This window comes from Chlamydia psittaci 6BC (assembly GCF_000204255.1).
Taxonomy (GTDB): domain Bacteria; phylum Chlamydiota; class Chlamydiia; order Chlamydiales; family Chlamydiaceae; genus Chlamydia; species Chlamydia psittaci.
The window spans coordinates 704,580-720,501 of record NC_017287.1; the positions used below are offsets into that span (position 1 = coordinate 704,580).

The following is a 15,922-nucleotide window of genomic DNA, read 5'->3' on the forward strand; positions in this document are numbered from 1 at the left end:
TGAAAATCAGCTCGTGAAGACATTCACGCATAAAAAAAACCGTTCTATCGTCTTAAAACTATAGAACGGTTTTCAACAAACTTGAGTTACTGATCTCAATAAATCTGACACTCTGCTTGAGAAACTGAATTAGAGGGTTTATGCATTTTGGGCAAGCTGTGCTGATCTATTACGATAACTAGATATCGCACCGTACCCCCAATAGCTAGCTAACATCAGCAAGACTAGTCCTAGGGCTATAGAAGCACCACCAGCTAAAGAAATAACGGTAAGCGCTGCTGCTGTGCAAGTCCCAATACCACAGATTAAAGCACCTAAACCAAGAAGCATGGCGACTAAGGTCATCACCAGGCGAGTCACATTAACAGACAATTTATTCTGCACGAGATGAGCAGAAGTAAAACCACTAAAACCTAAACCATCACGTATGTCCGAAACGAGTTGTTGACACGACATAATACACCTAAAACATTGATTTATAATTTTTCTATTGAAACATCTTCAGGAAAAAACATAAACACAGGATAATAAAAAATTTATTATCCACTCGTCTTAAGTACACCTCCATTTCAAGAAGGATGAGCTGTATTTCCTAGGCGAGTCTTAGGGTGTCCTATGCGTGTTTTAGGCTGTATGCATCCTTCACTTACTAAGTCATACCAGCGCATAGTAATACTTCTCCATTCTCTTTCTCGAGTGAGTTCACCCTGTCGTAAAAGAGTGGATGTAATCGCGAAAGTTAGCAAAGCTGCGCCTAGAGCACATCCTGTGGGCACTATCCAAACACTCAAACTAACAGCTAAGAAACCAGTTGCAGAGGCGATCGATAACGCGAAACACCCTGCTCCTATGATAGCAGCCGCAAGTTCTAAAATAACTCTACATCGCGGAACAATCAAAGCTCTCTGGTTCATTATTAATATAAGATCTGCACACCTAGAGCGAATATCCATAACACTCGATCGGGCAGGTATTGGATTTCCCTCTACACTAGCAGCCATAAAACACGTATAATAAAATAAAGGATAACTAAGTATATAGAAAATTAATATTAATCTCAATAAACCAAAGTATTAATATCAAGGTGCTATTGAAAACATTTTTTTACGAATTTCGTGATACAGAGTAAACGACTTCTTATCCTCATCCTGTATACCCCTATCTTTCAATAGGCCTTCCGCTATTAAAAAATATTTTTGAGCTTTTGCATAATCATGACGATCGCAAAAGACCTTCGATAATTTCAAATGCAGAGCGATGTCTTCAGGCGCTTCCTTAGCGCTCTGCTCTAAAAGAGCCACGCCTTCAGCTATTTTCCCAAGATGAAGGAATACAGAAGCCAGTCTACGACGAGATTCACAACATTTGGGTGAGCGTTGCACAGCCTTTTTTAAAGCCTCTTGGTAAGAAAGGACCTCTTCGTATGTAGATCCTGGATGTGTAAACAAGAGTTTCAATGTGGCTTCATCTATGTGCCCTTGCAAGTAATCATGAGCTACTGACCCTAGCGTCTGTGCTTGTGAAGAGCTTTTAAGAAGAGCCTCCCCTTCTTTTCTCTGACCTTTTAGGATTTTTACAATACCCAAAAGCTCTTCGAGTTCATGATCGTCTACATATTCCTTAGCTTTTTCATAAGCTAGATCAGCTTCATGATATTGTTGCTTTTGCAAAGCAAAAGACCCTTGGTTAATAAAAGTTAGGCCTATAAGCTCTTTTTCAGAACGTATTCTTAATTCATCAACGTTTAAACAATCACAATAATGCTCTGTAGGAAGATGTCTTCCTCCTGCAGTTGTTTCAATATTGACCTTTCCCCCTCCGTATCTTAAGTAGATGTGTCCTGGAGGCGTAACGGATTCTAAAGGGAGATCTAAACGTTGCGCTAAAGACAAATAAAGAGAAGAAACCCCCAAGCAGACACCGAATTTTCGGTCTGCTACTGAAGATAGAAAAGAAAATTCATCGGAAAACATTTCATTTTTCGATGGATAACGAATCCCTTCTTCATAAAATAGAATCGTATTCAGAGCTTCTATAGTTGCTCTATGATAAGCCTCTGATCCTACTGGACTGTGTTCCCCATCTAAGTGTCGCTGACGTTCTATATAAGCACGCAGAGCTAAAATATCTAAATATTGTGTATAATGTTCGGCCTTACTCTTTCCCTCTTCTCCGGGAAATTCAGCGTATACAAGAGCTCGCGCAAGATCTTTTTCAGGAAGAAAAGACGCATCATCATTGTGGCATAGAAAAGAGATCCCTTGCAGATTTAGTTTTTTCATAACTTCAACATCTTCTTTTGAAAAAACATAATCGGGATTTTTAGATAGTAAAACGCAATTAGATAAAGTTTTTAGTTCATTAACAGTTAGCTGAGGAAAAAATTTTTCTAGTTTCTTTCTACTTTGATGATCACCATGTATCACAAAATACGCACACAAGCTTTCCAAACAGTAGGGATCAAGATTCCAAAAATCCTCATATTGATCTTGCGGGATAGTCGTACCTTCACAAAATATCTTTGAGCCAAATCCTTCTATAGCAATAACAAACACAAAAACAGCAAACAGTGACCTTGGCATCATAAATGGTACTTCCTGAGTATCTTTAATCTGAACTTACTGATGCGAGAATTATACCACGGTTTCTCTCATATTGTGATTCTTTATTTACTAATGATTTAGATCACAGATAGATCATGAAAAGAAATAAGGAATAGTTTCTATTTCATCATCTTCCAAAAGCCTACTTATCTTTGCAATCACAAATACACATATATAAGAGGTTTTAGTTCTGCCTAAGTTAGGGACAATCCCCTTGACTTTTTAATATTTTTATGATCGGTTTGGGGTATCTCAAATCACCCAAAGCATGAATTTATGAAACATCCAGTCTACTGGTTCTTAATATCCTCGAGCCTTTTTGCCTCGAATTCTTTGAGCTTCGCTGAAGACGCTCAAACAGCCTTAACTCCCTCCGATAGTTATAATGGAAATACAACATCTGAGGAGTTCAGTGTAAAAGAAACTTCATCAGCAACAACGTATACTTGTGAAGGCAATGTGTGTATCTCCTATGCAGGGAAAGATTCAGGTCTAAATAAAAGTTGTTTCACAGCTACTGAGAACCTTGCCTTCTTAGGAAACGGGTATACTCTTTGTTTTGATAATATTACTACTACATCTAATAGCCCCGGAGCTATTAGTGTTAGTGGTGACGATAAAACCTTAGGCGTCTCAGGATTTTCCTTATTTTCATGTGCTTACTGCCCTCCAGGAACCACTGGTTACGGAGCCATAAAAGCTGCAGGGAATACTACCATCAAAGATAACTCTAGTCTTGTCTTCCACAAAAACTGTTCGACAGCAGAGGGTGGCGCCATTCAATGTAAATCAGGAAGCTCTACCGCTGAATTAAAACTGGAAAATAATAACAACCTTGTTTTCTCAGAAAACTCCTCCACTTCAAGCGGCGGGGCTATTTATGCTGATAAACTCACCATTGTCTCAGGTGGACCTACGTTATTTTCTAACAACTCCGTATCCCACTCTTCACCTAAAGGCGGAGCTATTTGCATAAAAGATTCAAGTGGTGAATGTAGCTTAACCGCTGATCTCGGAGATATTACCTTTGATGGGAACAAAGTAATAAAAACTGATGGTAGTTCAGTCAAAAGAAATTCGATAGATCTCGGCACAGGGAAATTTACAAAGCTACGTGCTAAAGATGGCTTCGGGATTTTCTTCTATGATCCTATTACTGGAGGAGGATCTAGTGCACTAAACATCAATGAAAAAGATACTGTTGATTATACAGGAAAGATTGTCTTCTCTGGTGAAAAATTATCCGATGAAGAAAAAAAACAAACAGACAACCTAGCTTCTACTTTCAATCAGCCCATCACATTATCAGCAGGATCTCTTGTACTTAAAGATGGTGTATCTGTAACCGCAAAACAAATTACACAGACAGAAGGCTCTACTGTTGTTATGGATCTAGGAACCACATTACAGACGCCTTCTTCAGGTGGAGAAACCATCACCCTAACTAATTTAGATATTAACATCGCCTCGTTGGGGGGGGGGGGGGGGTACTGCTCCTGCTAAACTCGAAACAAAAAACTCAAGTAAAGCTATTACCATCAAGGCTGTCAATCTAGTCGATGCCGACGGTAATGCTTATGAAGATCCTATTCTTGCTACGTCTCAACCTTTCACAGCAATAACAGCCACAACCTCCTCAAGTACAGTCACACCTCCCACAGAGAATCTAACCAATTATGTCCCTCCTACTCATTACGGTTACCAAGGAAATTGGACAGTAACTTGGAACAACGAAACAGCTACAAAAACAGCCACTCTAACTTGGGAACAAACTGGTTACTCTCCTAACCCAGAGCGTAAAGGTTCGTTAGTCCCGAACACTCTTTGGGGTTCCTTCTCAGATATCCGAGCCATACAAAATCTTATGGATGTAAGCGTCAACAGCGCTGACTACTATAGAGGATTCTGGGTATCCGGTCTAGCCAACTTCCTACACAAAAGTGGGTCTGATACTAAACGAAAGTTCCGTCACCATAGTGCTGGGTATGCCTTAGGTGTCTACGCAAAAACTCCTTCAGAGGACATATTCAGTGCGGCTTTCTGCCAGCTCTTCGGAAAGGACAAAGACTATTTCGTCTCCAAAAATAGTTCCAATATCTATGCAGGTTCTCTCTATTATCAACACATCTCTTATTGGAGCGCTTGGCAGAATCTACTACAAAGCACTATCGGTGCTGAGGCTCCGTTAGTTCTTAACGCACAACTCACTTATAGTCATTCTTCTAACGATATGAAGACTCAAATGACAAATACATATGCTCCAAAATATAGTACCTACTCTGAAATTAAAGGTTCTTGGGGTAATGATTGTTTTGGAGTTGAGTTTGGAGCTATGGCACCCATAGAAACACCATCTTCTATCCTCTTCGATATGTACTCACCTTTCTTGAAGCTACAACTTGTTCATGCTCATCAAGATGACTTTAAGGAAACTAATAGCGATCAGGCGAGATACTTTGAAAGTAGCAATCTCACCAATCTATCTATGCCCATCGGTGTGAAACTGGAAAGATTCTCTCAAGGGGATATCGCTTCCTATAACCTCATCCTGGCTTATGCTCCGGATATCGTAAGAAGCAACCCTGACTGCAACGCTTCTCTGTTAGTGAGCCCAACCTCGGCTGTTTGGGTAACTAAAGCCAATAACCTCGCACGGAATGCTTTCATGCTACAAGCAGGAAAATATTTGTCTTTAAGTCACAACATAGAACTCTTCAGTCAGTTTGGTTTCGAGCTCAGAGGTTCTTCTCGAACCTATAACGTAGATCTCGGATCCAAGATTCAGTTCTAATCTCATCCACCTCCCCTGCTCCGTATGTGCGGAGCAGGGCCTCCCTTTGTCTATCCTAGCCAGCACCCTTGACTTTTAATAATTTTTATGATCGGTTTAGGATATCTCAAATCACCCAAAGCATGAATTTATGAAACATCCAGTCTACTGGTTCTTAATATCTTCGAGCCTACTCGCCTCGAATTCCTTATGCTTCGCTGAGGCAGATCAAAAAACCTTGACCTCTGCGGATAGCTATAATGGGAACACGGCGGGGAATCAAGCATTTCAACCGAAAGTAACCTCTGCATCTCAAGGAACAACATACACGTGTATGGGAAATGTGTGCATTTCTTATGCAGGATTAGGTGAAGAAGGTTTGTCTAGTAGTTGCTTTTCTGATAACTCTGGCAGTCTTTCCTTCTTAGGAAACGGCTATACTCTTTGTTTTGATAATATTACTACACAAGCAAGTAACCCGGGAGCCATTAATGTTAGTGGTAGCAATAAAACCTTAAACGTCTCAGGATTTTCATTATTTTCATGTGCTCATTGCCCTCCAGGCACGACCGGTTACGGAGCTATACAGACTAAAGGCGTATCTACTTTCAGTGGCAATAACAAACTCATTTTTGATAACAATCGCTCTACAGGAAAAGGTGGAGCCATTAAGTGTGCTACAGGAAGTAATCAAGAGCTCAAATTGGAAGGAAATGGCTACGTAGTCTTTTCTGGAAATTCTTCTCAGAAAAAAGGTGGGGCCATCTACACAAAAAAGCTGACAATTACTGCTGATGGGCCTACGTTATTTTCTAACAACTCTGTATCCCATAATTCGGCACCTAAAGGCGGAGCTATTTGCATAAAAGATTCAGGCGGTGAATGTAGCCTAACCGCTAATCTTGGGGATATTATTTTCGACGGAAACAAAACAATAAAAACTGGTGATAGTACAGTAACAAGAAATTCTATAGATCTCGGCTCCGGTGGGATGTTTACAAAACTAAATGCTAAAGAAGGTTTCGGGATTTTCTTCTACGACCCCATCTCTAACACAGGAGGATCTACAGAAATAGAATTAAATAAAGCTGAAGAGGGCTCTACTACTTACACAGGTAAGATTGTCTTCTCAGGTGAAAAATTATCCGATGAAGAAAAAAAGGTTGCGGGCAATCTGCAATCATATTTCAAACAGCCTTTAAAAATTGGCTCCGGTTCTTTAGTCCTTAAAGATGGTGTCACTTTAGAAGCAAAAAAAGTCACACAGACAGCCGGCTCTGTTGTCATGGATTTAGGAACTACGTTACAGACGCCTTCCTCAGGTGGAGAAACCATCACCCTAACTAATTTGGATATTAACGTCGCCTCATTGGGGGGGGGGGGGGTCGCTCCTACTCCTGCTAAAGTCGAAGCAACAACTGAAAGTAAAACAGTCACAATCAATGCTGTCAATCTAGTCGATGACAACGGTAATGCCTACGAGTATCCTATACTTGCTGCATCTCAGCCTTTCAAAGCAATAGAAGTAAAATCTGGTTCTGGCGGCTCTATTACTCCACCCACAACCAATCTACAAAACTATACCCCTCCGACTCATTACGGTTATCAAGGAAATTGGACGGTAACTTGGGCACAAGGATCAGGCGCTCAAGAGAAAATAGCCACTCTAAATTGGGAACAAACTGGCTACTCTCCTAACCCAGAACGTCAAGGATCTTTAGTTCCGAATACTCTCTGGGGTTCCTTCTCTGACATCAGAGCTATACAAAACTTAATGGATATCAGCGTCAATGGTGCTGATTACCATAGAGGTTTTTGGGTATCCGGTCTAGGAAACTTCTTACATAAAAGTGGCTCAGATACTAAACGCAAATTCCGCCACAATAGTGCCGGATACGCCTTAGGCGTCTACGCGCAAACTCCTTCAGAAGACGTATTCAGTGCGGCTTTCTGCCAACTCTTCGGAAAAGACAAAGACTATTTAGTCTCTAAAAATAGTTCCACTGTCTATGCAGGTTCCATCTATTATCAACATGTTTCTTATTGGAATACCTGGAATACGTTGCTACAAAATACTATCGGTGCGGAAGCTCCGTTAGTCCTTAACGCACAGTTAACTTATTGTCATGCTTCTAATAATATGAAGACAAACATGACAGACACCTACGCTCCTCCTAAAACAACATATTCAGAAATCAAGGGTGATTGGGGTAACGATTGTTTTGGAATTGAGTTTGGAGCCATGGCACCCATAGAAACGCCATCTTCTCTCCTATTCGATATGTATTCACCTTTCTTGAAGCTGCAACTTATTCATGCTCACCAAGGCGACTTTAAGGAAAACAACAGCTCTGAGGGAAGATATTTCGAAAGTAGCAATCTCACTAACCTTTCCCTACCTATCGGTATGAAGTTTGAGAGATTTGCTAACAACGACACAGCTTCTTATTATGTTACTGCCGCTTATGCTCCCGACATCATAAGAAGCAATCCTGACTGCACCGCTTCTCTATTAGTTAGCCCAACCTCTGCCGTTTGGGTAACTAAAGCCAACAATATTGCGCGAAATGCTTTCATGTTACAAGCAGGAAATTATCTCGCTTTAAGTCACAACATGGAACTCTTCAGTCACTTCGGTTTCGAGCTCAGAGGTTCTTCTCGAACCTATAATGTAGATCTCGGATCGAAGATCCAATTTTAATCTCATCCACCTCTCCTACCCCGATCTCACGGGGTAGGGCCTCCCTCTTTCTACTCTTGCCAACACCCTTGACTTTTAATTATTTTTATGATCGGTTTGGGATATCTCAAATCACCCAAAGCATGAATTTATGAAACATCCAGTCTACTGGTTCTTAATATCCTCGAGCCTACTTGTCTCGAACTCATTATGTTTTGCTGACGCAGAGCAAAAAACCTTAACCTCTGCTGATAGCTATAATGGGAAGACGGCTGGGGATAAAGAATTTGAACCTAAAGAAACCTCCAAATCTGAAGGGACAACATACACGTGTACAGGGAATATATGTATTTCCTATGCGGGGTTAGGCGGAGATGGCTTAACCAATAGTTGCTTTACTGATACTGCTGGTAACCTTGCCTTCGTAGGAAATGGTTATACCTTGTGTTTTGATAATATTACTACTAAAGCCAGTAACCCAGGAGCCATTAATGTTAGTAGTAACGAGAAAACCTTAGACGTCTCAGGATTTTCATTATTTTCATGTGCTTATTGTCCTCCGGGCACAACCGGTTACGGAGCTATTAAAACTTTAGGGAATACCACTATCAAAGATAACTCTAGTCTTGTCTTCCATAAAAACTGTTCGCAAACAGAAGGTGGCGTCATTTACTGTAAAGCAAGCAGTGGTACCACAGAATTAAAAATAGAAAATAATCAGAACCTCGTTTTCTCAGAGAACTCTTCTAACACCAAAGGCGGGGCTATATTTACTCAAAAACTCACCATAACTTCCGGTGGGCCTACGTTATTTTCTAATAACTCTGTGTCCCATGATTCGACACCTAAAGGCGGAGCTATTTGTTTAGATGATACCAGCAGTGAGTGTAACCTAACCGCTGATCTCGGGGATATTACCTTCGATGGAAACAAAATCATTAAAACTAGTGATAGTTCAGTAACAAGAAATTCCATTGATCTTGGTTCTGCTGGGAAATTTACCAATTTAAGAGCTAAAGATGGCTTCGGGATTTTCTTCTATGACCCCATCGCTAATCAAGGTGATACTAGCGACCCAATAGAGCTAAATAAAGCTGAAAGCCGCACTAATTATACAGGCAAGATAGTTTTCTCAGGAGAAAGGCTATCCGATGAAGAGAAAAAGGTTCCGGCCAATCTACAATCATATTTCAAACAACCCTTGAAAATTGGTTCCGGTTCTTTAGTCCTTAAGGATGGTGTCACTTTAGAAGCAAAACAAGTCACACAGACAGCAGGCACTGTTGTCATGGATTTAGGAACTACGTTACAGACGCCTCCCTCAGGTGGAGAATCCATTACTCTAACTAATTTGGATATCAACATCGCCTCGTTGGGGGGGGGGGGGGTTGCTCCAGATCCTGCTAAAGTCACATCACAAACCTCAAATAAAACAGTTACAATCAGTGCTGTCAATCTAGTCGATACTGACGGTAATGCTTACGAATATCCCATTCTTGCTACGTCTCAACCTTTCACAGCAATAGTAGCTACAACTAACACTAGTACAGTTACTGCACCCACAACCAATCTAGAAAACTATACCCCTCCTACTCATTACGGTTATCAAGGAAATTGGACAGTAACTTGGAACAACGAAACAACGAAACAAACAGCCACTCTAACTTGGGAACAAACTGGCTACTCCCCTAACCCAGAACGTCAAGGACCTTTGGTTCCTAACACTCTTTGGGGTTCCTTCTCGGATATCCGTGCCATACAAAACTTAATGGATCTCAGCGTCAATGGTGCTGATTACCATAGAGGATTCTGGGTATCCGGTCTAGCCAACTTCCTACACAAAAGTGGTTCTGATACTAAACGCAAGTTCCGTCACAATAGCGCCGGATACGCTTTAGGCGTCTACGCAAAAACTCCTTCTGATGATATTTTCAGTGCAGCTTTCTGCCAGCTCTTCGGAAAGGACAAAGACTATTTAGTGTCGAAAAACAACGCCAATATTTATGCAGGTTCCCTATATTATCAACACATCTCTTACTGGAATGCTTGGCAGAATCTGCTACAAAACACTATCGGTGCGGAAGCTCCGTTAGTCCTTAACGCACAGTTAACTTATTGTCATGCTTCAAATGACATGAAAACAAACATGACAACTACCTACGCTCCTCTTACAACAACGTATTCAGAAATCAAGGGTGATTGGGGTAACGATTGTTTCGGAGTCGAGCTTGGGGCAACTGTGCCTATCCAAACAGAATCTTCTCTCATATTCGATATGTATTCACCTTTCTTGAAGTTGCAACTTGTGCATGCGCACCAAGATGACTTTAAGGAAAACAATAGTGATCAGGGAAGATATTTCGAAAGTAGCAATCTCACCAACCTGTCTATGCCTATCGGTGTGAAACTAGAGAGATTCGCTCATAATGATACTGCTTCTTATCATCTCACTGCTGCGTATGCTCCAGATATCGTAAGAAGCAACCCTGACTGTACCACTTCTCTGTTAGTGAGCCCAACCTCTGCCGTCTGGGTAACTAAAGCTAATAACCTCGCTCGAAGTGCTTTCATACTACAAGCAGGAAATTATTTGTCTTTAAGTCACAACATAGAATTGTTCAGCCAGTTCGGTTTCGAACTCAGGGGCTCTTCTCGAACCTATAACGTAGATCTCGGATCCAAGATCCAGTTCTAATCTCATCCACCTCTCCTACCCCGCTCTCACGGGGTAGGGCCTCCTCAGCCTGTTAGGCTAAGGATCTCTTTACAACACGAAAAAACTCGTTGTCACAATCAAGGGGAATCTTGAAGAGCGTACTTCTTGAAAATTAACCACTAACTTTTTTGAAAAGTATGACATCTTTGGACATAGTTAACTCTATAGAAGTGTCTGGTTTAATATCACCTTTAAGTAAAGCCTTCGATAATAGTGTAACTACCTTTTGCTGAATTAACCGTTTTAAGGGTCGTGCTCCGAAAGCACTGTCATACCCCTGCTCACTGAGATATAGTATGACAGAATCATCCCAAGTTAACGTTACACGTCTTTCTAACATGCGTTGGGCAACCCTACGCATCTGAATGCCGACGATTTTTACAATATCCTCAGTACTTAAAGGAATAAAAGGAAGAATATCATCAATACGATTGATGAACTCAGGACTGAAGTATTTCCGTAATGTCGGAGCAACTACCGACAACACAGTATCCTTACTTACCTCACTCCCCTTTTTCGCGCAGTAATCGGCGAGTTCTTGAGAACCTATATTCGAGGTCATAATGAATAAAGCATTTTTGCAATTTACCTTACGTTTCTTACTATCTGTAAGAATCCCCTCATCAAAAATCTGTAAAAGAATATTGAAAACTTCCCTATCAGCTTTTTCGATTTCATCGAAGAGGACAACAGAATACGGTCTTCGACGTAAAGCTTCGGAAAGGCTTCCGCCTTCTTCATAACCTACATAACCTGGAGGCGATCCGATCAACTTGGACACGGAATGCTTTTCCATATACTCAGTCATATCGAAGCGTACCATCGCTTCTTCTTTATTAAACAAAAGATCCGCGAGGGCTTTAGCAAGCTCTGTTTTTCCGACTCCTGTAGGGCCTAAAAATAGGAATACCCCCAAAGGCCGTTGAGGATCACTCAGCCCAACACGTGCAGCACGTATAGAATCGCTTACCGCAGCAATAGCAAACGGTTGACCAACAACACGTTCTTCCAATGATTCTTCTAAAACAAGAAGTTTTTCTGCTTCACCTTCTAACATTTTTTGCACAGGAATTCCTGTCCAATTTGCTACTACTTGAGCAATAAGACGTTCGTCTACCTCTTCTTGAAGCAAACGATTATCTCTTTGATTTAATGCTTCTTCATCATTACGGATTTCTTCTTCAAGAGCAGGAATCAAGCTGTAGCGTAACTCCGCAACGCGATTGTAATCGGCAATACGTTCTGCTTCTTCTTCAGAAAATTTCATATTTTCTAAAGAATTCTTTTTTTCTTTAAGACCGGAAATCAGTTTTTTTTCCTCATCCCAACGTAGTCGCAAGACTGAAAGTTCTTCTTTAAGCTGATCTATAGACTGTTGCATAGCTTCAGCCTCTTCTTGATAGGCGGGAGCTTTTTCGCGTTTTATAGCTTCTTGTTTAACAATCAATGCTGCGAGCTCGCGTTCTTTTTCATCGATAGGTAGAGGTAAACTACCAATTTGCATACGAATTAAACTGGCAGCTTCATCAATAAGATCGATCGCTTTATCAGGGAGAAAACGATCAGGAATGTATCTATAAGAAAGAAGAACGGCAGCATTTAATGCTCCCTCGGTAATACGTACGCCATGGAAAATTTCATACTTCTCACGAAGACCACGAAGAATAAACACAGCATCTTCTAAAGAAGGCTCTGTTACAAAAATAGGTTGGAAACGCCGTTCTAAAGCGGCATCTTTTTCAATATACTTTTGATATTCATTAAGAGTAGTCGCACCAATGCAATGCAAAGTTCCGCGTGCTAACGCCGGTTTTAATAAATTTGCAGCATCCATAGCTCCATCGGTAGCTCCAGCACCTACGAGAGTATGCACCTCATCAATAAATAAAATGCTTTCCCCATCAACGGATTCTACATCTTTAAGCACACTTTTTAAGCGTTCTTCAAATTCCCCGCGATATTTTGCTCCTGCGATTAACGCTCCCATATCTAAAACATAGAGCTGTTTACCTTTTAAACTTTCAGGAATATCGCCTTGAACTATGCGTAACGCCAAGCCTTCCGCTATGGCAGTTTTCCCAACTCCTGGTTCCCCTATGAGCATGGGGTTATTCTTAGTTCTTCGTGATAACACTTGAACTGTACGACGGATTTCTTCATCCCTACCAATTACAGGATCCAGCTTTCCTTCTTTCGCTAATGAAGTTAAGTTCTTACAATACTTTTCTAGGCCTCGGAGATTATTTTCCGCACTAGGAGAGTCCATACGATTGCCACGCCTTATATTAATAATGAGTTTCTTAAGATCGTCTAAGGATATTTTTACCGTGTTTTTCCAAGAAGCAAAAGGCTCCTTGTTGGATTTCCAAAAAGCTAATAATACATGATCTCCGGAAAGGTAAGTATCTCCGAGATCTTTTGCCTCATGTTTGGCATCTAAAAGTAGACTTTGCAGCCCTCGAGAAGGTTTCGGCATAGAGTCTCCTTCAACAACTGAAGGTTCTAACGATAGAGCCTTATCGACTGCAGAAATAAGCAATTTAGGATTGCTTTGAATTTCTTTAATAATTAAATAAAATAGTGACTCAGTATTTTCTAATAGACATTTAAGAAAATGATTTTCGCTTACGTAAGGATTTTTTTGTGATTTAGCGAGCTCAAAAGCCTTTTCTAGAGCTTCGCTTACTGCATCCGATATCTTGTCCATAAAACAGCCCTAATACCCTTCTGAAACATTGTATTCATTACATAGATAAAACAAAAAATCTATCTATTTTCCAAAGCGACTTCTTGCTTCTGTAACAATTGTTTTTTCTTATCTTTTATTTTTTGCTGTTTTTTCCATTGCGAGTTGTATTGATATAATAATCCGTAATCTTTCACGGTACTAGCGATCTCCCGACAGTCACTCATTAGCCCATCGAGACGGGCTATACGCTCACCATCTAAGCAATCCGCTAATCTGTTAGCACTTTTGTGTATAGACTCTGTTGCTAACCGAGCCTGCTTGATTAATGAAGAGTCTCGCTCGTCATCAACCAAGGAAGATAATTTTTCATACATATGGGTAGTTTCTGTTTCGAGTTTCCCCAAGGCTTTGTCTGCCTTATCAACAAACTGTATCAATTTCTCAATAGGATCAATATTATTACCGTAGACTAAATCCTGAGAGCACAAACGATTGTTTTCATCTCTTATCTTTCCAGGAATAATATTCACTATAGATTCGCCTATAATTTTAGGAGAATACATAGCAAAAATATCATCTTTATAAAGAGCAATTCCCGAATCGATTTTCAAAACGAGTTCGTAGCAATACAATTGTCCGGAATCTCGGGAAATTCCCTTATCCATGATATTGTGTACAGAAGCTACAGAACCAATAATCTTACCTGCTAGACACACATTCATTCCTTTACTGACTCCACTAAGGTGAGTAAAGGCTACATGGATTTCCTGTTTTCCATCTCCACGACTTTTGGGAGTGAATAGCATGACAGAAAATAAACCTAGAATTCCTACACAAAGAAATACTCCAAAAAATATGGATTTACGATCTTCCTTAGACATTAGAGCCCTCCTTAATCAGCATTTCACCATGCTGATGACCGGCAAAGAATTGCCTAACCAAAGCATCGTTTGTTCTTACAAATTCTTCCTTTGTATAGATGCGGGGTATAGTTCCTTGATCATGGATAGCAATGCGATCTGCAAGCGCTAATGCTAATGTAATATCATGAGTGATGACTATACCTCCTATTCCTTGCTCTTTTCGCAATTGGAAGATTAAGTGTGTCATTTCCCGACTCGTCATAGGATCTAAACCTGCTGTAGGCTCATCATAAAGGACAAGCTTGGGAGAATAGACTAAAGATCGAGCTAAGGCAACTCGCTTTACCATACCTCCTGATAATTTACTCGGCATAAAATCTGCAGCATAACTTAATCCTACATTAGACAAAGCTTGATCTACCTTAGCGTTAATCTCTCGTTGGGAAAATACCTTATGTCGTTCATTATAGGCATGAAGACCGAAAGCCACATTTTCTCTAACAGAGAGAAAATCAAAGAGAGCGCCTCCCTGAAACACCATACCAATAGTAAAATCTTTTAAACGCCCTTTATGAGTCAGTTCTTTAGCATAGCGCACTTCTCCAGAGTCGGGAACCTCTAACCCTATAATATGCCGAAGAAGCACACTTTTCCCTGTGCCGGATTTTCCAAGGATTACCAACAACTCATCAGGAAATACCTGCAAAGAAATCCCCTGCAATACCGTATGGTCTTGACCTTCGGTATTGCAATAACTCTTATAAATGCGATCTACAGAAATCCAGGGCTCTACCATACCCCTCCCTAGTAACCTAGAACATGAAAGAATGCTGTAATCACACAATTAGCAAATAAAATAGAAATATATGAAGTCACAACCCCCGCAGTAGTTACCTTAGCAACATCTGTAATGCGGCAATGCTTCCCTAATCCCTGATAACAAGCTAAAGAGGTGATAATAAATCCGAATACTAAAGACTTCACAATGACCATCACAATATCGGATAGGAATACATTCCCAGAGACCATGTGCAAATATACCTGTGCTGACAATTGAAAAGCATAACGACACAGTAAGTATCCACAAAAGATCCCTGACCAAACTGCAGCAATGACCAAAGCAGGCATAGCCATAATGCCTGCAATGATTCTTGGTAAAGCGAAGTATTCTAAGGGATTTACTCCTAAAGTTTCCATTGCGCTCACTTGTTCGGTCATGCGCATAGTTCCTAAGAAAGCAGAAATTGCTCCTCCTACTCTTCCAGAAAGGGCGAGAGCGGTAAGAACAGGACCTATTTCCACTAAAATACTTTTTACCACGAAAAATCCTATAGCGCAGGACAATCCATGTATTCCCAATTGATAATAGGACTGCAAAGCCAAAACGATTCCTGTTACAGCGCCAGTAAGCATCACGACTGGTAAAGAAGCTACGCCGATATCATAACCCTGAATACTTATAGAACGAAATAAGCTCTTCTTCCATGAGAAGCTTTTTATCACTGCACAAGTGAACCCCATCCATCTGCCTAATTCCAAAGGAAAAACACAAAGTATTTGGAAAATACGAGCGCGTTTTTTTGCCTCCATACTCCACATCC

At 40.6% G+C, this 15,922-nt stretch carries 9 protein-coding genes and 1 pseudogene; 3 read left to right on the forward strand and 7 right to left on the reverse strand.

Translation table 11 applies throughout. The annotated features are described in order from the left end of the window. Positions 1-138: 138 nt before the first annotated feature. The 3 genes from G5O_RS08240 to G5O_RS08250 form a co-directional block, all read right to left on the reverse strand. On the reverse strand, positions 139-456 hold the full coding sequence (locus G5O_RS08240) for a hypothetical protein (RefSeq protein WP_006343288.1): 318 nt from the start codon (positions 454-456) through the stop codon (positions 139-141). 113 nt (positions 457-569) lie between these two features. Then, the gene (locus G5O_RS08245; protein ID WP_006343289.1) at positions 570-914 is read right to left on the reverse strand and encodes a hypothetical protein; all 345 of its coding nucleotides are present in this window, start codon (positions 912-914) and stop codon (positions 570-572) included. Between the two features lie 165 nt (positions 915-1,079). Then, on the reverse strand, positions 1,080-2,585 hold the full coding sequence (locus G5O_RS08250) for a transglutaminase family protein (RefSeq protein WP_006343290.1): 1,506 nt from the start codon (positions 2,583-2,585) through the stop codon (positions 1,080-1,082). A 294-nt stretch (positions 2,586-2,879) separates the two neighbouring features. On the opposite strand from G5O_RS08250, the pseudogene G5O_RS10350 reads away from it, so the two are divergent. The 3 genes and pseudogenes from G5O_RS10350 to G5O_RS08270 all read left to right on the forward strand — a co-directional run bounded on the left by G5O_RS10350 (position 2,880) and on the right by G5O_RS08270 (position 10,748). After that, positions 2,880-5,394: pseudogene (locus tag G5O_RS10350) on the forward strand (autotransporter domain-containing protein). A 130-nt stretch (positions 5,395-5,524) separates the two neighbouring features. Continuing rightward, positions 5,525-8,074 (forward strand): autotransporter domain-containing protein, encoded by a 2,550-nt coding sequence (locus tag G5O_RS08265; RefSeq protein WP_014518398.1) that lies wholly within the window; start codon positions 5,525-5,527, stop codon positions 8,072-8,074. A gap of 130 nt (positions 8,075-8,204) precedes the next feature. Next, positions 8,205-10,748 (forward strand): autotransporter domain-containing protein, encoded by a 2,544-nt coding sequence (locus G5O_RS08270; RefSeq protein ID WP_014518399.1) that lies wholly within the window; start codon positions 8,205-8,207, stop codon positions 10,746-10,748. A 133-nt stretch (positions 10,749-10,881) separates the two neighbouring features. Here G5O_RS08270 and G5O_RS08275 read toward each other — a convergent pair whose 3' ends face one another. The 4 genes from G5O_RS08275 to G5O_RS08290 are packed head-to-tail and all read right to left on the reverse strand — an operon-like array spanning position 10,882 to position 15,911. Next, positions 10,882-13,476, reverse strand: coding sequence for an ATP-dependent Clp protease ATP-binding subunit (locus tag G5O_RS08275; RefSeq protein WP_006343296.1), 2,595 nt, complete (start codon positions 13,474-13,476; stop codon positions 10,882-10,884). A 59-nt stretch (positions 13,477-13,535) separates the two neighbouring features. Further along, positions 13,536-14,339, reverse strand: a complete 804-nt coding sequence (locus G5O_RS08280; protein ID WP_006343297.1) for an MlaD family protein — start codon at positions 14,337-14,339, stop codon at positions 13,536-13,538. Then, a complete protein-coding gene (locus G5O_RS08285; protein WP_006343298.1) occupies positions 14,332-15,117 on the reverse strand; it encodes an ABC transporter ATP-binding protein in 786 nt (261 codons plus the stop codon). Before G5O_RS08285 ends, G5O_RS08280 begins: the two co-directional genes overlap by 8 nt. A gap of 8 nt (positions 15,118-15,125) precedes the next feature. Beyond that, on the reverse strand, positions 15,126-15,911 hold the full coding sequence (locus G5O_RS08290; protein WP_006343299.1) for an MlaE family ABC transporter permease: 786 nt from the start codon (positions 15,909-15,911) through the stop codon (positions 15,126-15,128). Positions 15,912-15,922 lie beyond the last annotated feature (11 nt).

Excerpts from the sequence above, each read along its gene's own strand:
- G5O_RS08240 (WP_006343288.1), bottom strand. The coding sequence starts at position 456 with ATGTCGTGTCAACAACTCGTTTCGGACATACGTGATGGTTTAGGTTTT.
- G5O_RS08245 (WP_006343289.1), bottom strand. The coding sequence starts at position 914 with ATGAACCAGAGAGCTTTGATTGTTCCGCGATGTAGAGTTATTTTAGAA.
- G5O_RS08250 (WP_006343290.1), bottom strand. The coding sequence starts at position 2,585 with ATGATGCCAAGGTCACTGTTTGCTGTTTTTGTGTTTGTTATTGCTATA.
- G5O_RS08265 (WP_014518398.1), top strand. The coding sequence starts at position 5,525 with ATGAAACATCCAGTCTACTGGTTCTTAATATCTTCGAGCCTACTCGCC.
- G5O_RS08270 (WP_014518399.1), top strand. The coding sequence starts at position 8,205 with ATGAAACATCCAGTCTACTGGTTCTTAATATCCTCGAGCCTACTTGTC.
- G5O_RS08275 (WP_006343296.1), bottom strand. The coding sequence starts at position 13,476 with ATGGACAAGATATCGGATGCAGTAAGCGAAGCTCTAGAAAAGGCTTTT.
- G5O_RS08280 (WP_006343297.1), bottom strand. The coding sequence starts at position 14,339 with ATGTCTAAGGAAGATCGTAAATCCATATTTTTTGGAGTATTTCTTTGT.
- G5O_RS08285 (WP_006343298.1), bottom strand. The coding sequence starts at position 15,117 with ATGGTAGAGCCCTGGATTTCTGTAGATCGCATTTATAAGAGTTATTGC.
- G5O_RS08290 (WP_006343299.1), bottom strand. The coding sequence starts at position 15,911 with ATGGAGGCAAAAAAACGCGCTCGTATTTTCCAAATACTTTGTGTTTTT.